Consider the following 18,750-nt stretch of genomic DNA (forward strand, 5'->3'; position numbering starts at 1 on the left):
TTTCTTTTCCGCGAGGTCAGGCGCCAGCGGCCGGTTCCGCGAGCGGCGCGCGACGGCGCAGACTGAGGCGATAGAGCAGGAAGATGGCGATCGCGCCCAGCAGCGCCGGCAGCGCCAGCCAGAGGAAGAACACTTCCGCCGATCCGGCGGCGGTCATCATCCAGGCGCCGAGCATCGAGCCGACGATCGAGCCGAAGCGGCCGTTGGCCATGGCCCAGCTGACGCCGGTCACCCGGGCTGCGGTCGGGTAAAGGGTGGCGGAAACCAGGTTCAGGCCGTTCTGCGCACCGGCCACGCCGAAGCCGATCAGGAACACAATGGCGGCCAGCGTGTAGGCGTCGCCCATCAGATACCCGGTCGCGCCGATCACCAGCGCGGCGCCCAGGTAGGAGACGGCCAGCACGCGGTAGGGCCCGACCCGGTCCATCAGCAGCGCCATCAGGATGGCGCCCAGGGTGCCGCCGAGCGGCACCATCGCCCCGATGCGCGAGGCGTGGGCGATATCGTAACCGGCGTCTTTGAGGATCGTCGGCAGCCAGCTGGTGAGCAGGTAGAACACGAACAGCGAGCAGAAGAACGCCGCCCACAGCAGCAGGGTGCGCACGGCGCGTCCTTCGATAAACAGGTGCGAGATCGGCGACGTGGCCTGTGCCGGGCGCTCGTCATCGACGATGGTGACCCCCGTCCAACGCTGGCCGGTGATACGCTCGACCACCCGGCGCAGCCGATCGGCATGTTTGGCGCTGGCGGCCATAAAGCGTACCGACTCGGGCATCTGCCAGGCCAACAGCGGCAGCAGTGCCAATGGCGCAATGCCGCCGACCAGCAGCACGCCGCGCCAGCCGAACGCCGGGATGATCTGCCCGGCCAGCAGGCCGCCCAGGGCCAATCCGGCGGTAAAGCCGCTCCAACTCAGGGTGACCATCAGCATGCGGCGGCGCGCCGGTGAGTACTCTGAGCTGAGGGTAATGCAAGTCGGTATCGCGCCCCCGAGGCCAATGCCGGTGATGAAGCGCAGCAGGGTCAGGGACTCGATTGAATGCGTATAGGCGGAAGCCAGGGTGCAGCCGCCAAACACCAGCACCGCGACGAGCAGCACGCGTTTGCGGCCGAGGGCGTCGGCGATCGGCCCGAACAGCAGGCTGCCGATCAGCAAGCCGAATAGCCCCGCGCCGAAGGCAGGAGAGAGCTGAGCGGGCAACAGATCCCACTCTTCGCGCAGCGCCGGGGCGATATAGCCGATGATGGCGGTATCGAAGCCATCCAGCAGGGCAATCAGGAAACACAGGGTGAGGATGAGGATTTGATAAGGCGAGATCCTGGCGCGATCGATAATTTCGCTGATGCGAGCGGTATCTGGGCTCATGAGGGTTCCACTGTTATTAAGCTGGTGTGGGCTGGCTGAGGGGCTGTTCAGGCCGCTGTGGCTGGCATCGCGTAGAGATCCGAGTATACACCAGAGGGGGGGCGTTGCGGGGAGAGGGCGTCGATGATACTCGCCCGCCGCAGGAGGGACCTGTGGCGGGCGATTGGCAAGGTTACTTGGCTAACAGTTCACGGCGCACGATCTCGGCACCCGCACTCAAGGCATTCAGCTTGCCGCTGGCGACCTGACGAGGCAGGGGAGCCATGCCGCAGTTGGTCGACGGATAGAGCTTGTCGGCATCGACAAACTGCAGCGCTTTGCGCAGCGTAGCGGCCACTTCCTCCGGCGTCTCAACGGTATGATTCGCTACATCAATGGCGCCGACCATCACTTTCTTACCGCGAATCAGTTCAAGCAGATCCATCGGCACGTGCGAGTTATGGCACTCCAGTGAGATAATATCGATAGTAGACGTTTGCAGCTTGGGGAACGCCTCTTCATATTGCCGCCACTCTGAGCCCAGCGTCTTTTTCCAGTCGGTGTTGGCCTTAATGCCGTATCCATAGCAGATATGTACGGCCGTTTCACACTTAAGCCCCTCAACGGCTCTTTCCAGGGCGGCGATGCCCCAGTCATTCACTTCGTCAAAGAACACGTTAAATGCGGGCTCATCAAACTGAATAATGTCGACGCCGGCGGCCTCGAGCTCTTTAGCTTCCTGATTGAGGATCTTGGCGAACTCCCAGGCCAATTTCTCGCGGCTTTTATAGTGGTTGTCATAAAGCGTGTCGATCATGGTCATCGGCCCCGGCAGGGCCCATTTAATCGGCTGCTTAGTCAGCTGGCGTAAAAATTTGGCGTCTTCAACGAAAACGGGTTTTTGGCGCGAGACCGCCCCCACAACGGTTGGCACGCTCGCCTCGTAGCGATTGCGGATTTTAACCACTTCGCGTTTCTCGAAATCGACGCCGCTGAGGTGCTCGATAAACGTCGTGACGAAGTGCTGGCGCGTTTGCTCGCCATCGCTGACGATATCGATGCCGGCCAGTTGTTGCTCTGCCAGCGACAAACGCAAGGCGTCCTGTTTCCCTTCGATTAATTCTTCATTCTGCAATTTCCAGGGCGACCACAGGGTTTCCGGTTGGGCCAGCCAGGAAGGTTTAGGCAAGCTGCCGGCGGTCGACGTAGGGAGCAATATTTTCATAATAGATGACCTGTATTTGAGTGAATCAAAGCGCGTAGTGAGCAGACCATTGCTCAAGAAGAGGCTTGTAGGGTTTGATAAATTGCTCTTCCGTAAATTTCCCCTGCTCAATCGCTAACTGGCTACGCTCTTCGCGATCGTAAACAATCTTGGTTAATGAATAATCCTGGTTATTCAGGCTTGGCTGATAGCATTGCCCCGCCGCCGCGTTGGCATTGTAAATTTCAGGCCGATAGATTTTCTGGAAGGTCTCCATCGTGCTGATGGTGCCGATCAGTTCCAGATCGGTGTAATCGCTCAGCAAATCCCCAGGGAAATAGAACGCCAGGGGCGCGACGCTATTTTTCGGCATGAAGTAGCGCACCTGCAGGCCCATTTTTTTAAAATACCGGTCGGTCAGCGAAGCGCCGTCTTGCCGATATTCGTCGCCCAACACCGGGTGTTGATTGCCCGTCCGATGATAGGTGTCTTTGCTGGACACGCTGAGGCAGATCACCGGCGGTTTGCTGAAATTTTCATGGTATTCGTTTGAATTGACGAAGTGCTTAAAGATATTGCCGTGCAAATCGCCGAAATCATCTGGAATGGTAAATTCCGCCGTGTTTTTATTGTGCGCCGGCAGCAAGACGCTAAAGTCGTAATCGCGCACGTAAGAGGAGAAATTGTTCCCAACGATGCCTTCAATACGCTTTTGCGTTTTTTTATCAATGATGTTGGTTTTCAGGATTTCGATCACCGGGAAGCTGGCCCCCTGATCTTCAACGCGCATCTCAACCGAAATGATTTCAAGTTCGACCGAGTAGCGGTCGGCCTTGGGGTTATCCCAATGCGCCAACGAATTGAAGCGATTGTTAATCATCACCAGCGTGTTGCGCAGGTTCTCCCGGCGGTTTTCCCCTCTGGCCAAATTGGCGAAGTTGGTGGTGATACGCGTACTTTCAGAAGGGTTATAGTCTTCATTGAAAGAACTGCTCTTAATCGTAAAGGCAAAGTCTCTATTCATCGTCTTATAGCATCCTGTTATATGATATGAAGGCTGGATTTATCCATTTATTTCAATGGGTTGTTTTTCTCTTTTTTTATTCAGCCGATTTCATATTGTCTGTCGTTAATGAGGTCTATTTTTGCCAGAGTCCCGCAGGGAGTGAAAGAGACTTAATTTCATTACCACATGAGCGCTGTTCATGATCTGGCGTTCGTGTCGGTTTGCCGCCGTTGCCCTGCAGCGCAAACTGCCAACTACAGGGCCGGCAACCTGGTGCAGCCTGAAAAATTACGGGTATAATCCCCCCATGACTCCACGGCTTCAGACACGAACATGACAAAACTCACCTTACAAGAGCAGATGCTCAAAGCGGGCTTGGTAACCAGCAAGAAAATGGCCAAAGTCCAAAGAACGGCTAAAAAATCACGCGTTCAGGCCCGCGAGGCCAGAGAGGCGGTGGAAGAGAATAAAAAGGCGCAGCTTGAGCGCGATAAGCAGCTGAACGAGCAGCAAAAGCAAGCCACGCTGTCCAAAGAATACAAGGCGCAGGTGAAGCAACTGATCGAGATGAACCGCATCGTCCTGGCGAAAGGCGATATCGGTTTCAACTTCACCGACGGTAACCTGATCAAGAAAATCCTGGTGGATAAGGCGACGCAGACCCAGCTGATCAATGGCCGTCTCGCCATTGCCCGCTTGGTGGTCGAGAACCGCGAAGAGTGTGAATACGCGATTATCCCCGCGAGCGTCGCCGATAAAATCGCGCAGCGCGATGCGGCCAGCATTGTGCTGCACAGCGCGCTGAGTCAGGAAGAGCAGGATGAAGACGATCCGTACGCCGACTTCAAAGTGCCCGACGATTTGATGTGGTAAGCCGCGTTCAGAACGGCGCGGCGTGACGAGCGGCGATCCGCTCTCCACGGACGGGGTGCACAAAGTCCAGCTCGCTGGCGTGCAGCATCAGCCGCGGCGTCTGTTCGGTACCCGGCAGCAGGCGCCCGCCATACAGATCGCAACCTAAAATAGGGTGGCCCAACTGCCGGCTGTGAATACGCAGTTGGTGGGTGCGCCCAGTCTCTGGGGTGAGCTGCACCCGCGTCAGCGGCAGCGAGATCCCGCCCTCCGCTTCACGATAAAAACGCTCGACGACCCGATAGTGGGAGCGGGCGGGTTTGCCGTGGAGGGCGCAAATCGACATCAGCGGGAACAGCGCCGGATCTTTGGCGATCGCCGCGTCTATGACCCCTTCGTTATCCGCCAGATGGCCGCAGAGCAGCGCGCTGTACACTTTGCTGACGGTGCGCTCGCTGAACTGCCGGCAGAGCGCGGCGTTGGCGGCTTTGTTGCGGGCCACCACCATCAACCCGGACGTGCCGAAATCCAGGCGGTGCACCAGGGCGCAGCCGGGGAAGATCTGAACCAGCCGATGGTGTACCGAATCGAGATTCTGCGGATTCTTGCCCGAGAGGCTGAGCAGCCCGGCCGGCTTATTGATCAGCGCCAGATGATCGTCCTGATAGAGGATCTCTATTTGGTCATGGCAGGGCGGGGCGATAAAGGTATCGGTGATCGTAGACATCGGGTGGCCGGCTGGAGGGTGGGTGCGGATGATAGCGAATTTCGCGTCGATGAGCGAATGCGGTTTTCGCAGCACTGCGCCTCATGCCCGTTGGCACCCGATGCGGCAAAGCATCGGGTGCCACGGTTAAGTCCCCGGCGCTCTACTGCCCGTAGTAGGCGTTTTGGCCGTGTTTGCGCAGGTAGTGTTTGTCCAACAGCTCGCGCTGCATGCTGTGAATGCCCGGCGTCAGCTGGCGCGAGAAAATGCCCATGTAGGCAATTTCTTCCAGCACCACCGCATTATGCACCGCGTTGTGGGCATCTTTGCCCCAGGCGAAGGGGCCGTGGGCATTGACCAGTACCGCTGGGATCGCGTTGGGATTGATATCGCGCTGGCGGAAGGTTTCGATAATCACGTTGCCGGTTTCCAGTTCGTAATCGTGCTCAATTTCATCCTGGGTCATCAGGCGAGTGCAGGGGATAGCGCCATAAAAATAGTCGGCGTGGGTGGTTCCCCAGGCGGGGATGTCCAACCCGGCCTGCGCCCAGATGGTGGCGTGGCGCGAATGGGTGTGGACGATGCCGCCGATATCGGCAAATTCGCGGTACAGCGCCAGATGGGTGGCGGTATCCGACGACGGTTTTTTTGCCCCCTCGACGGTGCGGCCGCTGGCCAGATCGACCACCACCATATCCTCCGCCGTCATATGCTCGTATTCAACGCCGGAAGGCTTGATCACCACCAGACCGCGTTCGCGATCCACCGCGCTGACGTTGCCCCAGGTAAAGGTCACCAGCTTATGGCGCGGCAGATCGAGATTGGCCTCCAGCACCTGTTGTTTTAACTGAGTCAGCATGTCATGCCCCCTTGTTGCATTTTCTGTTCGATCCAGCGGCGGGCTTGAACGATCTCGGCCACCGGCTCCTCGGCTTTTTCTGTCCACATCTCAATCAGGAATGCGCCGCGGTAATTGAGGCGCTGCAGCGTGCGAAACACCTCGACGAAGTCGACGCAGCCTTCGCCAAACGGCACGTCACGGAACTGCCCCGGCGAAGCGGCGGTGACCGGGTAGGTGTCCTTCAGGTGAATGGCGGCGATGCGATCGATGCCCAGCTCCAGCTCGCGCGGCACGTCATTGCCCCAGGCGCTGAGGTTGCCGACGTCCGGATACACCGTGAACCACGGTGAGGCCAGCAGGGCATCCCAGGCTTTCCATTTACCGATCGAGTTCATAAAGGCGGTGTCCATAATTTCCACTGCCAGCATCACTTGGGCGGCGGCGGCACGGTCTACCGCCCACTGCATGCCTTCGCTAAAGCGCGCCAGCGTCCCCTCGTCCTGCTCTTCGTAATACACGTCGTAGCCGGCCAGCTGGATCGTCCGGATACCGACATCTTTGGCCAGCTGAATGGCCTGTTCCATCACGTCGAAGGCGCGCTGTCGCAGCGCCGGATCGTGGCTGCCAAACGGAAAGCGCCGGTGGCCGGAGAGGCACATCGACGGGATGCGAATGCCGGTTTCCAGCATGGCGTCCACCAGCGCCAGGCGCTGCGCCTTGCTCCAGCTCAGGCGCGCCAGACGTTCATCGCTTTCGTCCACCGACATTTCGACGAAGTCGAAGCCGCAGGCCTTGGCCAGCGCCAGGCGTTCGGGCCAGCTCAGGTGTTTCGGCAGCGCTTTCTCGTAAATTCCCAACGGGTGCTGACGCATATCATGATCTCCAGATGTCATCGATGGCGGTGCGGAACTGCCTGGCGGCCGCCGGTGGATCACCGGCCTCGGCCAGCGCGCGGCCGGCGATAAAGGCGGTGACGGCGATCTCTTTAAACAGCGGCAGGTCGGCGGGCGTGATGCCGCCGGTTACCGACAGCTCGATGCCCAGATCGGACAGCGCCTTCATCCGATCCAGATCCTGCCGGCCCCAGGTTTGCCCGCTGGCCTGCGCGTCGCGGCCGCGGTGATAGATCGCCTGGCGAATGCCGAGGCCGCGCCATTGCCGCGCATCCTCCAATGTCCAGCGGCCGAACAGTTCGATCTGGATTTCACCGCCGTGACGCTCAGCGACCTCCCGCGCGCTGGCCATGGTGGCCAACGGCGCGGCGCAGATCACGGTCATCCAGTCCGCACCCTGACCGAAGGCCTGCTCGGCCAGCGTCGCACCGGCGTCGGCCACCTTGAGGTCGGCCACCAGCGTGTGCTGCGGGCAGCGCTCGCGCAGCGCGCTAACCGCCTGAATGCCGGCGCTGATGCACAAAATGGTACCGGCCTCGATGATGTCCACATGAGGGCTGAGGGTCTCGGCGGTGCGCAGCGCCGTATCCAAACGGGTTTGATCGAGCGCCAGCTGCAGGCGCGGTTTCTTGCTCATGGGGCCTCCTTGTTGGCGGGCTGCAGATGTTGCAATGCAGCAATCAGCGCCTGATAACGTTGGTGTTTGTTGTCGTAAGCTTCGGCGGCGGCCGCATCAGGCAGCAGCCGCTCGATACGCGGCGCCAGCCGGTGCTGGGCGGCGGTGAAATCGTTGAAGACGCCGCTGCCGACCATGGCCGCCATCGCCGCGCCCAGACAGCCGGTTTCTTCCACCTGCGGCAGCTCAACCGGCAGACCGCTGACGTCGGCGAACATTTGCATCCAGGGGAGAGATTTGGCGGGGCCGCCGGTCACGCGCAGCGCCTGCGCCTCAGGGAAACGCCGGCGCATGCGGTTAAGGTGCGTCATGTGGCAGAACACCACGCCTTCGTAGATCGCCTGCACCAGGTGCTCGCGCTGGTGGAAAGCCTGCAGACCGTAGAAGCTGGCGCTCAGCCCCAGGCCGGCGTTGGAGCCATACAGGAAAGGGGCGAACAGCAGATCGCCGGCGGCTTTCGGCAGGGCGGCGACCCAGCGGTTAAGCTGGTCGTAGTCCTGCAGCCCCCATTGGCGACAGAACCACTCCAGGTTGGCGGCGGAAGTGGGGCTGGCTTCGTGCACGATGTATTGGCCGTTTTCGGCGTGGCGGCCATAGACAAAGGGATGATCGAAACCCTCGACGATGGCGTCGGTGATGCCGCTGGTGACCGACCAGGTCCCCATCACCGCATTGAGTCGGGTTTCGTCCTGCAGGCCGGCGCACAGTGCGGTGGACACTACGTCGAACAACCCGCCGACCACCGGGGTGCCGGTTTGCAGGCCGGTGATGGCCGCGGCGTTTGCCTCGACGCGCCCGGCGATCTCGGCCGAACCGACAATCGTCGGCAGGGCGGGCATGATGTCGCCGATACCCAGCAGCTGCGCCAGCGCCGGGTCATAGCGTCCGCTGCGCATCTGATACAGGTTGGATTCGGAGATATTGGTTTCTTCGCAGGCCAGCTCGCCGGTCAGGCAATAGCGCAGGTAGTCGTGCGCCATCAGCACGCTGCCGATGCGGGCGTAACGTTCCGGCTGATGCCGCTTCAGCCAGCGCAGCAGCGAGACGGGGTGCCCGGTCCACAGCGTTTGGCGCGTTTGTGGATACAGCGCCTGCGGCACGCCCTGTCGCTGCCATTCCTGCACCAGCGCCAGCGCGCGCTGATCGGAAGAGAGCATGGCGTTACCCAGCGGCTGCCCCTGCTTATCCAGCAGAAACGCCCCCTTACCCTGCGCCGAGATGCCGATGGCCTGGATGGCGCCGGCAGCGACGCCGCTGCCGGACAGCACTTCACGGATCACGTCGGCGGCGGTGCGCCACAGCGATGCCATATCGCGCTCGGCCCAGCCGGGCTGCGGCGCGATGATCGCCAGATTGCGCCGCGCAACGCCGTGTTCATGGCCCCTGCGGTCGTATAATCCCGCCTTGATGAAGGTACCGCCGCAGTCGAGTCCCAGCCAATATTCCATCATTCGCTCCTCGCGCTGTGGTCGCATTTATTGGGCAGCATCAACGCCAGCACGGAGGCGATCGCCAACGAGGCCGCCAGGCTGTAGACGCCGACATCCTTGTTGAACAGGCTGATCAGGACGCCGACCATATACGGGCCGCAAAAGCCGCCGAGGTTGCCCAGCGCATTGATCACGCCGCGCGCGCCGCCGGCCACTTCAGCGTTGAACAATTTGGGCGGGATGGTCCAGAACACCCCGGCCGCCGCCTGAATAAACACGCCGCAGCCGACCAGCGCAGCGTAAGACCACCAGACGTGATCTTTCAGCAGCACCGACAGCGCCATGCAGGCGGCAAAGCAGGCCAGCGGCAGGGCGACGAAGACTTTGCGCTTGCCGGTGCGATCGGAGAGGGTGGAGATGATCAGCATGCCGAAGATGGCGCCGATATAGGGCAAGATAGCCAGCAGGCCCACTTGCTCCATATCGCCGTGGGTCAGCCCTTTCAAAATGGTCGGCAGCCACAGGGTGTAGCCGTAGATACCGGTCTGGTAGAAGAAATTCACCAGGATCAGCTGCCACATGATCCGGTCGCCCAGCACCCGGCGCAGCGAGGCGTTGCGCACCGTTTTTCCTTTGATCAGCAGCTGTTCGTCGTGCAGGGTCTTCACCAGATACTCTTTTTCCGCCTGCGAGATCCATTTGGCTTCCTGCGGCCGGTTGCTGATGGTGAAATACCACAGCGCCATGACTACCAGCGATAGAGCGCCCTCCACCAGGAACAGCATGCGCCAGTCCCAGGCGGTGATGATCCAACCCGACAGCGGGGCGGTGAGGATGCCGGCGATCGGTACGAACATGATGACGATGGCGTTGGCGCGGCCGCGCTCCTTATCCGGGAACCAGTTGCTGATCATGGTCAGCACCACCGGCAGCATGCCGCCTTCGGAAACGCCGAGGGCGAAGCGCAAGAACAGCAGCTGGTACTGGTTGGTGACCAGGCCGGTCAGCACCGAGATCACCGCCCAGGCCAGCAGTGACCAGCCGATGAATTTCTTGCCGTTGCCGTATACCGCCAGCTTGCCGCCGGGCACCTGCAGAAACAGGTAACCGATGAAGAAGATGCCGCCGGCCAGCCCGGCCATCGAGGCGGTGATGCCGAGTTCGTCATCCATGCCGCCGGGCATGGCGAAGGCGATGTTGACCCGGTCCATGTAAGAAATGATGCAGGTGATGAGGATCGGCGGCACGATCCTCAGCCAGCGGAGCTTGGGTATCGCCTGGCTTTGGCTGACGGAAACGGAGGCTGTATTCATAAGGACCTCTTTCGATGTTCGCTTTTTTGTAGGGTCGGGCGTTATTGTTTTGCTTGATTTGGGCGCAAGGGCGCCCGCACAGGCCTCATGGACCGGTGTTGTTATCGTTACGGGTGTTGCGTCTATCAGGCGCTAAACGACGCCAGCGGTATCTTCACCACCACCTTGCGTATCGCGCAGGGGCGTTGGTTAATGCAGGCCGGGCGATGCACGTCCTGCGGAAAAAATACCGCGAAGTTGCCGGGCCGCATTGTGAGCCAGGATTCGTCGGTCACGTCCTGATAAAACAGGATGTCGCGCTGCGCCAGCAGCTCCTGATGAATGACGTTGTCGCCGTTGTCCGCCGCTACGCCGATAAGCTCGGTACCGCTGACCAGAAACTGCACGTCGACGTTTTGCCGGTGGACTTCCGGGCGTAGCGCATCCGGTGGTTGGGTATGCAGATCCAGCACTTGCACCACGTAGCCGGTGGCGGGATCTTCATAGCGCCCTGCGGGCAAGACGCTGAAATCGGTGCGCTGCAAATAGGCGACGGCGTTGGCGACCGGCGTCGGGTACTGCTCGGGCGCGGTGTTGGCGATGTGGCCGAATATCATGATGATCCTCCCGTTACAGCGCCTGAATGCGCGCCCAGACTCGTTCGTCAACCGGAATGCCGTCGCGCAGGTTTTCTTCCAGAATGCGCGGGAACTTGTGGCCCGGCAGGCGAATGGCGACGTCGGGGTTGTCCCGTTCGGCGCTGGTGACGTAATCCATGATGCGCTGCAGTTTTTGATCGCGGCTGTCGCCGTCGATCAACCGGTCTATCTCAATCGCGATGAACACCTGCGAGACGCCGTATTCGTCGCGGTGATCTTCCGTCACTTCCGCCACCGAGGCGCCGCCGGACAGCAGGGTGGCGATCATGTCCAGCACGATCGACAGTGCCGATCCCTTCCAATACCCCATCGGCAAAATGCGCCGGTTCTCTTCGATGGTGGCCGGATCGCGGGTCAGGCGGCCGTCGTTGTCGAAGCCGCCGTCCACCGGCAGGGTTTTGCCCGCCAGCCGGTTCAGCTCCAGCGCGCCGTAGGAAAACATTGACATCGACATGTCCACCATGGTGATCGGGTTGCCGGGCACGGCGACGATCAGCGGGTTGGTGCCGATACGGCACGTTTTGGCGCCCCACGGTGGCATCACGGCGATCGAGTTGGTCCAGCAAATGCCGATATAGCCTTTCTCCGCCGCCTGCCAGCCGTAACCGCCGCCGCGCATCCAGTGGTTGGCGTTGCGCAGCGCCACCAGGCCGATGCCATGCTCGTCGGCTAACTGCATGGCGCGATCCATCATGCGGCGGGCGGTAAGGTTGCCGATGCCCTGGTGCGCATCCCATTGCTCGATCGCCCCCAGAGACAACAGTTTGCTGGGTTCGGCGTCCGGCACGATATCGCCGGCGTCCAGCTGCTGAATAAAGCGCGGAAAGCGGTTAACGCCGTGGGAGTAAACGCCGCTGGCGGTGGTGTCGGCGAACATGCCGGCGCAGTCGTCGGCGAGATGTTCCGCCACGCCGCGCGCCAGCAGCACGCGTTTGAATTGCTGTTTTAACTCGCTGTAACTCACTCTCATGCCGGTTCTCCGCCTGTGCAAATCGTCTGTTTTTGGTTCGCTAAATTTCAATATGCGAAATTGCATTTCAAATAAATGCTATCCCGGTGATTCAGGGAAGTCAAAGCAAGGGGGAGTAAAATTATTCATGAAAAACATGACGTTAAAATTGAGTGGTGATTTTGTGATCGCCGCCACGTTTTGGTGGAGATGGCGTGCTTCAGACGTGACAAAGCAGGGCGGATCAAAACCCACCCTGCGTCTTGCGAGACCCCGGTTAACCGCGGGTGTTCAGCACCATGCGGTAGAGCGAGGTGGTGGCGGTGATATAGAGTTCATCGCCGTTCGGGCCGCCGAAGGTACAATTGGAGACGCGTTCCGGCACGCTGATTTTGTCGATCTGTCGCCCCTGTGGATCAAAGACCAGCACGCCGTCGGCGCAGCTGCAAAACAGATTGCCGGCCCGATCGACGCAGAAGCCGTCCGGGAATCCGGGTTCCACGGTTGCAAAACGGCGGCCGGCTTCCAGCTCGCGGCCGTTGACCGCATAGACGCGCAGCTCGCGGCGGCCCAGCGTCGGAAAATCCACGATCGACATGTCCGCAACGTACAGCCATTTTTCATCCGGTGAAAACGCCAGGCCGTTCGGGCGCTGCAGGTCGCAGGCGGCGATGGTCAGCGAACCGTCGCGCGGATCGAAGCTGTAGAGATAGCAGCCGATTACCTGGCTTTCTGATTTGTAACCCTCTTCGTCGCCGATGATGCCGTAGGGCGGATCGGTGAACCACAGGGTGCCGTCGGAACGCACCGCCACGTCGTTCGGCGAGTTAAAGCGCTTGCCGTCGACGCGGTCGATCAACAGGCGCACCTCGCCATCGCTTTCGGTGCGGCTGATGCCGCGCCGCCCGTGTTCACAGCTGACCACGCGGCCCTCGCCGTCGCGCGCATTGCCGTTGGCATAGTGCGACGGCGAGCGGTATAGGCTCAGCTCACCCCGGCGCGACCAGCGGAACATGCGATTGCCTTTCACGTCGCTGAACACCACCGCATCCTCCTGTGGCAGCCAGACCGGCCCCTCGGCCCAGATCGCCGGTGAGCACAAACGCTCGAGCTGAGCGTGCGTGCGCAATGAATGCCGAATGCCGCCGTTCACTTCACGCCCCAGATCGCTTTGTAGTGGCCCTGGTAATCGTTTTGCGGGTCATACAGGTTATTGGCGCCGCCGTCGGCGGCGATATTGTCGCGGGTGACCAGATGCGCCGGGGTCACGTAGCCGGAAGGCGGCTGCTTGGCGAAGGCGCGGTTGAATTCGTCCAGCAGTTGCCAACCGTGCAGCTTCAAGGGCTCCGGCACCGTCGCCGACTGGCTGTCGCCCGACCGGATACGCTGGTAAGCGGAGATTGAACCGTCGCCGGCCGACACGTTGTAAGGCGCGTTCTTGCCGCCTTTGCCGGCGGTTTTCAGCGCCGGCGCCATAAAGTCGAAGTACAGATCGTTGATCGCCAGCGCATATTGGAATTTGTCGCCGTACTTCTGCAGCAGGCTGAAGGTCATCGCCGGCATGCGGTTGGCGGTATCTGCCAGCGGCGTGTCGATGAATTCCAGCAGCGTACAGCCGCTGCATTTGGCGATCTCTTCTTTCATGACGTTGGCCTTGTCCAAGGCGATTTGGTACAGCGAGTCGGTGAAGATCAACACGCTCGCCTTGCCGCCGGACTGCACCACCGCGTATTGCGCGGCGATGCGTGCCACTTCGTTGGAATCCGACGTGACGTTATAGAACACGTTGTATTTGGCGATGGGGCCCGGTTCCGGCACCGCATGCCAGGCGGTCAGCACGATGCCCTGCTGTACGGCCTTTTTCAGCGGGATCTTGGCGACGTTAGGGTTCCAGCCGCCGATCACGATGCCGTCCGGTTTCTGGGCGATGGCCTGATTGAGCGATGCCAGCTGATCTTTCACCGAGCCGCCGCCGTCGAGCGTTTCCAGCTTCCAGCCGGCGGCTTTTGCCGCTTCGCTCAGCCCCTGTTGCACCCCTTGCACGCCGCCGTTCTTCATGTCGGAGGCGATAAAAATGATCTTCTTGTTGGCCTGCAACTGCGGGCCGCTGGTGGGGCCGTCCCACTGGGTGGCGCTGGCGGTAGCCTTCGCGACGGCGGCGGTGGCCTGATCGAGATAGGCGTCGGCCCAGGCCGGCGATGCGGCGAGCAAGAATGTGGTGAACCCCGGTAACAGCCAAATGCGTTTCATGGTGTGCTCCTGGTTTAAGGGTGGGTCGCTGTCTGATTGTTGTTGTCAGCCGGCGTCGCCTGGCTGCGTTGTACCGCTTTCTGATTGAGCAGCCGACGGCGTTGGGCATAGCCGGCCAGAGTGATCGACAGCAACAGCGTCGCGCCGTTGAACAGCGGCTCGACCCAGAATTCGCCGCCGAACTGCTGAATGCCGGCGATGCCGATAGCCAGAATGGCGATGCCGACCACGGTGCCCCAGACGTTGACGCGCCCTGGGCGAATGGTGGTGCTGCCGAGGAAGGCGCCGACCAGCGCCGGCAGCAGATAGTCCATGCCGACGCCGGCCTGGCCGACGCCCTGTTCGGCGGCGATCAACACGCCGCTGAAACCGGTGAGCACGCTGGAGGCGATGAAGGCGCCGATGGTAAAGCGGTTGACCGAGATGCCGTTCAGGCGCGCCGCCGCCGGGTTGCCGCCCACCGCATACATGCAGCGGCCGAGCGGGGTGTGTTCGGTGATGAGCCACAGCACCACCGCGACGATCAGCACGTAAAACGCCACGATCGGAATGCCGGCGATCTCGGTGTGGTGCAGCGCGATGAAGGCATCCGGCAAGTCGCCGACGATCTGCCGCCCGCCGGAGTGCCACAGGGCAATGGCGTACAGTACGGTGCCGGAGCCGAGGGTGGCGACGAAGCTGTCGATATCGGCCAGCGCCACCAGAATGCCGTTCAGCAATCCGTACAGCGCCGAGATCGCCAGCACCGTCAGCACCGCCATCTGCCAGGAGAAGCCGTATTCCACCTGCAGCGTGATCGCCAGAATGTGCCACAGCACAATGCCGAAACCGACGTTAAGATCGATCTTGCCCACGATCATCGGGATGGTCGCCGCCAGCGCCAACAGGGCGATTTTGGCCTTGCTCGACAAGATAGCCTGCAGCGTCAGCATCGATGCGAAGGAGGGGGTGAGCAGTGAGAAGAGCACGACCAGCGCGATGCACAGCAGCAGAAGGCCATAGCGGGTGAGAACCTGCATCAGCCACGGGCCGGCGCCGTCCTGCGCCAGACTGACGCGCTGCTCCAGCGCGGTTGATTTAACGGATGTTTTAGACATGGCCTACCTCGGATTCTGACGTGATTGCGACGCTTTCCCCGGTGCTGGCTGAGGCCAGCTCCAATAAATTGGCGAATGACACCTGCTGATTTTTCAGCTCGCCGACCACTTTCCCGCGGTTGAATACCAGTGCGCGGTTGCAAATATGGGCGATCTCCTCGAAATCGTTGGAGATAACCAGCACCGCCACGCCTTCCGCCAGGGATTTATTCAGCAGGTGGTAGATTTCCGCTCGCGCGCCGACGTCCACGCCGGCGGTGGGATCTTCCAGGATCAGCAGCGGCGCCCCCAGATGCATCCAGCGCGCCATCACCACCTTTTGCTGGTTGCCGCCGGACAGTGCGCTGATATCGATATTGACGTCCTTGGGGCGTACGTCGAACAGCTGCACCTTCCACCAACTGGCGCCGATCTCCGCTCGCCGTCCGTAGCGGGAGAGCAGCCGGTGGCCGCTGGCGCAGGGGTTGATAAACAGGTTTTCACGCACGGTCATCGACATCACCAGGCTTTCGCCGGTGCGATCGCCCGCCACCAGCGAAACGCCGCAGGCCATTGCCTGCTGCGGGGTGCTCGCCTGATAGGGTCGATCGCGAAACCGAATCGTGCCGCCGTCGGCCTGGCGCAACCCGAACAGCAGCCGGCCAATTTCTTCTTGTCCGGCCCCGCGCAGGCCGGCCAGCGCCAGCATCTCGCCCGGCTGCAAGTCGAAGCTCACCGGGCCGATATCGCCCACCGTGACGCTATCGAGCTGCAGCACCGGCGGACGATGTTCCGGCAGCGGTTCGCGCTGATCGTCCGCCATCGCTTCGCCGACGATGGTTTGCACCAGATCGCGCAGCGAGTAGTCGGCGGTGCGGCCGCCGGCGACATAGCGCCCGTCGCGCATCACGCAGATCCGGTCGGCGATTTCGATCACTTCGTCCAGGCGGTGGGTGACGTAAATCATGCCGACCTTTTTGGCGCGCAGCCGGTTGATCACGGCGAACAGATGACGCACGTCGTTGGCGGGCAGGGAGGCGGTCGGTTCATCCAGCACCAGCAGCTCGGCATTGACCGCCACCGCGCGAGCGATCGCCAGCAGCGATTTTTCGGTGCGCGACAGTTCGAAAACGCGCGCATCGGGATCGAGTGCGATGCCGACGTCGTGCAGCGCCTGCGCCGCCCGGCGGCGAATGGCGCGCCAGTCGATCAACCCAAAGCGGCGGGGAAACCCCATCACCAGCGCCATGTTTTCCGCCACCGTCATCCATTCGATCAGGCCGAGATCCTGATGAATAAAAGCGATCGGCTGGCGGCTGGCGCTTTTTATCGCGGCGGCGGAGGCGATGCTTGCGCCCTGAAAGCGAATATCGCCGCCGTCGCGCGGGTAGACGCCCGCCAGCACTTTGATCAGCGTCGATTTACCGGCGCCGTTTTCGCCCAGCAACGCCAGAACCTCGCCCGGCATCACCTGTAGGCTGACGTCGTTGACCGCCACGTTGCCGCCAAATCGCTTGACGATGTGGTTGAGGGTAAGGATGGGTTGTGCCGCATTATCGATAGTCATGTGATGCGCCCCTGGTGTTGCGCCCGTGCGAAGATGCCGGGCAAATCAGCTAAACCGCTGGTGAGTATCTGGCCTTTAAATTTCAACATGCGAAATTCAGTTTCAAAAATAATATGACGTTCGTTGCGCTAAATCAAAGGCGATGAGGTTTTAATTGTTGTTATTAAACAATGAGTTATTTTTTACTTTGCGGAAATGTGACCGATGGCTCACTTCAATGTGGGGGAAATATTGCGGATTTTTGGCCCGCTGCGGACAATGAAACGGCGTTCCGTCTTCACCTGATGCGGGCCTTGGGGTAACATGCCCGGCAAAGAGCCTGCTGACTTCGCCGCAGCGCCGGTTGGCGGTTCGACACTGGAGAGATTTTCGCTATGAGCCTGAAAGCCGTCGACGAGAAAGATGACAAGAAAGACAAACCGTTGGGCAGCCAAAGCCTGTTCCGCGGTTTGCAGTTGATTGAGATCCTGAGCAATTTCCCCAACGGATGTCCGCTGGCGCATCTGTCCGAGCTGGCCGGCATGAACAAGAGCACGGTGCACCGCTTGCTACAGGGGTTGCACACCAGCGGCTATGTGACCCAGGCGCCGTCGCCGGGCAGCTACCGTCTGACCACCAAGTTCATTTCCATCGGCCAGAAGGCGCTGTCGTCACTCAACATCATTCACGTGGCCGCGCCGCATTTGGAACAGCTGAACCTGGAAGTGGGCGAGACGGTCAACTTCTCCAGCCGCGAAGACGACCACGTCATCCTGATCTACAAGCTGGAGCCGACCACCGGCATGATGCGCACCCGCGCCTATATCGGCCAGCATATGCCGCTGTACTGTTCGGCGATGGGTAAAATCTTCATGGCTTACGGCAACGATGATTACCCGGCTCACTACTGGCAGACTCACCAGCAGGAGATTCAGACGCTGACGCGCAATACCATTACCGAGCTGCCGAAGATGTATGAGGAGTTGGCCGATATTCGTCAGCGCGGCATGGCGATGGATCGCGAGGAAAACGAGCTGGGGGTCTCCTGCGTGGCGGCACCGGTGTTCGATATTCAACAGCGCGTGCCTTATGCGGTGTCGGTTTCTCTGCCGACCGCCAAGCTGCAGCAGATCGGCGTCAAAAGCCTGATCAAACCGGTGCTGGCCACCGCGCAACGCATCTCTCAGGAGCTGGGGTTCGTCACGCCGATTTAAGTATTAGCGTCTCTGATACTGGATTAGAAACATCAATTTCACCTAATGATCGCTTCCTCGTATGATGCGCGTGTTGACCGACACGCGCCTTCGTCCGGCGCCTTTTATCATTCGAGGAATCTCCCATGTTAGCCGTCTTCCTGCAGGGTTTTGCCCTGAGCGCCGCCATGATCCTGCCGCTGGGCCCGCAGAACGTATTCGTGATGAACCAGGGTATTCGCCGCCAGTATCATTTGATGATTGCCTCGCTGTGCGCGCTGAGCGATATCGTGCTGATCTGCGCCGGGATTTTCGGCGGCAGCGCATTGCTGACCCGTTCGCCGCTGCTGCTGGCGCTGGTCACCTGGGGCGGGGTGGCGTTTCTGCTGTGGTACGGGTGGGGCGCGTTCCGTTCCGCCTTCAGCCCGCAACCGGCGCAGGCCGCGGCGCAGGAGCTGGCGCAGAGCCGCTGGCGCCTCGTGGTCACCATGCTGGCGGTCACCTGGCTGAACCCGCACGTGTACCTGGACACCTTTGTGGTGCTCGGCAGCCTGGGCGGGCAGCTGACGGCGGACGTGCGCTCCTGGTTCGCGCTTGGCGCGGTCAGCGCGTCGGCGGTGTGGTTCTTCGGCCTGGCGCTGCTGGCCTCCTGGCTGGCGCCGTGGCTGAACACGCAGCGGGCGCAGCGCATCATCAACGCGCTGGTCGGGCTGGTGATGTGGGGCATCGCGCTGCAGCTGGCCTGGCAGGGGGCAAATTTATAAGAATTTGTCACTAATCCGAATTCAAAACGCCGTGCGATATGCTACGTTTGATGCCAGGAATCCGGCGG

At 60.9% G+C, this 18,750-nt stretch carries 18 protein-coding genes; 3 read left to right on the plus strand and 15 right to left on the minus strand.

Annotation, left to right across the window (positions count from 1 at the left end):
• Nucleotides 1–16 precede the first annotated feature (16 nt).
• The 3 genes from FUU19_RS17225 to FUU19_RS17235 form a co-directional block, all read right to left on the minus strand.
• Nucleotides 17–1,366 carry an MFS transporter gene (locus FUU19_RS17225; protein ID WP_230490951.1) on the minus strand — a complete coding sequence of 450 codons (1,350 nt, stop codon included), beginning with the start codon at nucleotides 1,364–1,366 and terminating at the stop codon, nucleotides 17–19.
• Between the two features lie 172 nt (nucleotides 1,367–1,538).
• Nucleotides 1,539–2,570 carry a methionine synthase gene (locus FUU19_RS17230; protein ID WP_141966737.1) on the minus strand — a complete coding sequence of 344 codons (1,032 nt, stop codon included), beginning with the start codon at nucleotides 2,568–2,570 and terminating at the stop codon, nucleotides 1,539–1,541.
• Between the two features lie 25 nt (nucleotides 2,571–2,595).
• On the minus strand, nucleotides 2,596–3,573 hold the full coding sequence (locus tag FUU19_RS17235; protein ID WP_230490952.1) for a DUF1852 domain-containing protein: 978 nt from the start codon (nucleotides 3,571–3,573) through the stop codon (nucleotides 2,596–2,598).
• Nucleotides 3,574–3,888: 315 nt separating this feature from the next.
• Between FUU19_RS17235 and FUU19_RS17240 the strand changes: the two genes are divergently transcribed.
• Complete coding sequence (locus tag FUU19_RS17240) at nucleotides 3,889–4,428, plus strand: DUF2058 domain-containing protein (RefSeq protein ID WP_230490953.1); 540 nt, start codon at nucleotides 3,889–3,891, stop codon at nucleotides 4,426–4,428.
• A 7-nt stretch (nucleotides 4,429–4,435) separates the two neighbouring features.
• Here the strand turns inward: FUU19_RS17240 and FUU19_RS17245 are convergent, their stop codons facing one another.
• The 12 genes from FUU19_RS17245 to FUU19_RS17300 form a co-directional block, all read right to left on the minus strand.
• Nucleotides 4,436–5,134, minus strand: coding sequence for an RluA family pseudouridine synthase (locus FUU19_RS17245; protein ID WP_187321693.1), 699 nt, complete (start codon nucleotides 5,132–5,134; stop codon nucleotides 4,436–4,438).
• 142 nt (nucleotides 5,135–5,276) lie between these two features.
• Nucleotides 5,277–5,972, minus strand: a complete 696-nt coding sequence (araD, locus tag FUU19_RS17250) for an L-ribulose-5-phosphate 4-epimerase (RefSeq protein ID WP_025304171.1) — start codon at nucleotides 5,970–5,972, stop codon at nucleotides 5,277–5,279.
• Nucleotides 5,966–6,826: an L-ribulose-5-phosphate 3-epimerase gene (locus FUU19_RS17255; protein WP_060444422.1), complete on the minus strand. Its 861-nt coding sequence runs from the start codon at nucleotides 6,824–6,826 to the stop codon at nucleotides 5,966–5,968. The genes araD and FUU19_RS17255 overlap by 7 nt, the downstream gene beginning before the upstream one ends.
• 1 nt (nucleotide 6,827) lies before the next feature.
• Nucleotides 6,828–7,484: a 3-keto-L-gulonate-6-phosphate decarboxylase UlaD gene (gene ulaD / locus FUU19_RS17260; RefSeq protein WP_230490954.1), complete on the minus strand. Its 657-nt coding sequence runs from the start codon at nucleotides 7,482–7,484 to the stop codon at nucleotides 6,828–6,830.
• Nucleotides 7,481–8,971, minus strand: coding sequence for an FGGY-family carbohydrate kinase (locus tag FUU19_RS17265; RefSeq protein ID WP_304622321.1), 1,491 nt, complete (start codon nucleotides 8,969–8,971; stop codon nucleotides 7,481–7,483). Before FUU19_RS17265 ends, ulaD begins: the two co-directional genes overlap by 4 nt.
• Complete coding sequence (locus tag FUU19_RS17270; protein WP_230490956.1) at nucleotides 8,971–10,266, minus strand: MFS transporter; 1,296 nt, start codon at nucleotides 10,264–10,266, stop codon at nucleotides 8,971–8,973. Before FUU19_RS17270 ends, FUU19_RS17265 begins: the two co-directional genes overlap by 1 nt.
• A gap of 125 nt (nucleotides 10,267–10,391) precedes the next feature.
• Entirely contained in the window at nucleotides 10,392–10,862 is a 471-nt protein-coding gene (locus tag FUU19_RS17275) for a NanQ anomerase/TabA/YiaL family protein (protein WP_049199283.1), read from the minus strand.
• A 13-nt stretch (nucleotides 10,863–10,875) separates the two neighbouring features.
• Nucleotides 10,876–11,874 (minus strand): 3-dehydro-L-gulonate 2-dehydrogenase, encoded by a 999-nt coding sequence (gene yiaK, locus FUU19_RS17280; RefSeq protein WP_025304165.1) that lies wholly within the window; start codon nucleotides 11,872–11,874, stop codon nucleotides 10,876–10,878.
• A gap of 256 nt (nucleotides 11,875–12,130) precedes the next feature.
• A complete protein-coding gene (locus FUU19_RS17285; RefSeq protein WP_173888423.1) occupies nucleotides 12,131–13,006 on the minus strand; it encodes an SMP-30/gluconolactonase/LRE family protein in 876 nt (291 codons plus the stop codon).
• Nucleotides 13,003–14,103, minus strand: coding sequence for an ABC transporter substrate-binding protein (locus FUU19_RS17290; RefSeq protein WP_025304163.1), 1,101 nt, complete (start codon nucleotides 14,101–14,103; stop codon nucleotides 13,003–13,005). Before FUU19_RS17290 ends, FUU19_RS17285 begins: the two co-directional genes overlap by 4 nt.
• 14 nt (nucleotides 14,104–14,117) lie before the next feature.
• Complete coding sequence (locus FUU19_RS17295; RefSeq protein WP_230490957.1) at nucleotides 14,118–15,200, minus strand: ABC transporter permease; 1,083 nt, start codon at nucleotides 15,198–15,200, stop codon at nucleotides 14,118–14,120.
• On the minus strand, nucleotides 15,193–16,746 hold the full coding sequence (locus tag FUU19_RS17300) for a sugar ABC transporter ATP-binding protein (RefSeq protein WP_230490958.1): 1,554 nt from the start codon (nucleotides 16,744–16,746) through the stop codon (nucleotides 15,193–15,195). The genes FUU19_RS17295 and FUU19_RS17300 overlap by 8 nt, the downstream gene beginning before the upstream one ends.
• A gap of 374 nt (nucleotides 16,747–17,120) precedes the next feature.
• On the opposite strand from FUU19_RS17300, the gene FUU19_RS17305 reads away from it, so the two are divergent.
• Complete coding sequence (locus FUU19_RS17305) at nucleotides 17,121–17,939, plus strand: IclR family transcriptional regulator (RefSeq protein ID WP_025304160.1); 819 nt, start codon at nucleotides 17,121–17,123, stop codon at nucleotides 17,937–17,939.
• A gap of 125 nt (nucleotides 17,940–18,064) precedes the next feature.
• Nucleotides 18,065–18,682, plus strand: a complete 618-nt coding sequence (gene argO, locus FUU19_RS17310; RefSeq protein WP_025304159.1) for an arginine exporter ArgO — start codon at nucleotides 18,065–18,067, stop codon at nucleotides 18,680–18,682.
• Nucleotides 18,683–18,750: the final 68 nt, after the last annotated feature.

This window comes from Serratia montpellierensis, assembly GCF_020858655.1.
In the GTDB taxonomy this organism is placed as follows: domain Bacteria; phylum Pseudomonadota; class Gammaproteobacteria; order Enterobacterales; family Enterobacteriaceae; genus Serratia; species Serratia montpellierensis.

Excerpts from the sequence above, each read along its gene's own strand:
- FUU19_RS17225 (WP_230490951.1), bottom strand. The coding sequence starts at position 1,366 with ATGAGCCCAGATACCGCTCGCATCAGCGAAATTATCGATCGCGCCAGG.
- FUU19_RS17230 (WP_141966737.1), bottom strand. The coding sequence starts at position 2,570 with ATGAAAATATTGCTCCCTACGTCGACCGCCGGCAGCTTGCCTAAACCT.
- FUU19_RS17235 (WP_230490952.1), bottom strand. The coding sequence starts at position 3,573 with ATGAATAGAGACTTTGCCTTTACGATTAAGAGCAGTTCTTTCAATGAA.
- FUU19_RS17240 (WP_230490953.1), top strand. The coding sequence starts at position 3,889 with ATGACAAAACTCACCTTACAAGAGCAGATGCTCAAAGCGGGCTTGGTA.
- FUU19_RS17245 (WP_187321693.1), bottom strand. The coding sequence starts at position 5,134 with ATGTCTACGATCACCGATACCTTTATCGCCCCGCCCTGCCATGACCAA.
- araD (WP_025304171.1), bottom strand. The coding sequence starts at position 5,972 with ATGCTGACTCAGTTAAAACAACAGGTGCTGGAGGCCAATCTCGATCTG.
- FUU19_RS17255 (WP_060444422.1), bottom strand. The coding sequence starts at position 6,826 with ATGCGTCAGCACCCGTTGGGAATTTACGAGAAAGCGCTGCCGAAACAC.
- ulaD (WP_230490954.1), bottom strand. The coding sequence starts at position 7,484 with ATGAGCAAGAAACCGCGCCTGCAGCTGGCGCTCGATCAAACCCGTTTG.
- FUU19_RS17265 (WP_304622321.1), bottom strand. The coding sequence starts at position 8,971 with ATGGAATATTGGCTGGGACTCGACTGCGGCGGTACCTTCATCAAGGCG.
- FUU19_RS17270 (WP_230490956.1), bottom strand. The coding sequence starts at position 10,266 with ATGAATACAGCCTCCGTTTCCGTCAGCCAAAGCCAGGCGATACCCAAG.
- FUU19_RS17275 (WP_049199283.1), bottom strand. The coding sequence starts at position 10,862 with ATGATATTCGGCCACATCGCCAACACCGCGCCCGAGCAGTACCCGACG.
- yiaK (WP_025304165.1), bottom strand. The coding sequence starts at position 11,874 with ATGAGAGTGAGTTACAGCGAGTTAAAACAGCAATTCAAACGCGTGCTG.
- FUU19_RS17290 (WP_025304163.1), bottom strand. The coding sequence starts at position 14,103 with ATGAAACGCATTTGGCTGTTACCGGGGTTCACCACATTCTTGCTCGCC.
- FUU19_RS17295 (WP_230490957.1), bottom strand. The coding sequence starts at position 15,200 with ATGTCTAAAACATCCGTTAAATCAACCGCGCTGGAGCAGCGCGTCAGT.
- FUU19_RS17300 (WP_230490958.1), bottom strand. The coding sequence starts at position 16,746 with ATGACTATCGATAATGCGGCACAACCCATCCTTACCCTCAACCACATC.
- FUU19_RS17305 (WP_025304160.1), top strand. The coding sequence starts at position 17,121 with ATGAGCCTGAAAGCCGTCGACGAGAAAGATGACAAGAAAGACAAACCG.
- argO (WP_025304159.1), top strand. The coding sequence starts at position 18,065 with ATGTTAGCCGTCTTCCTGCAGGGTTTTGCCCTGAGCGCCGCCATGATC.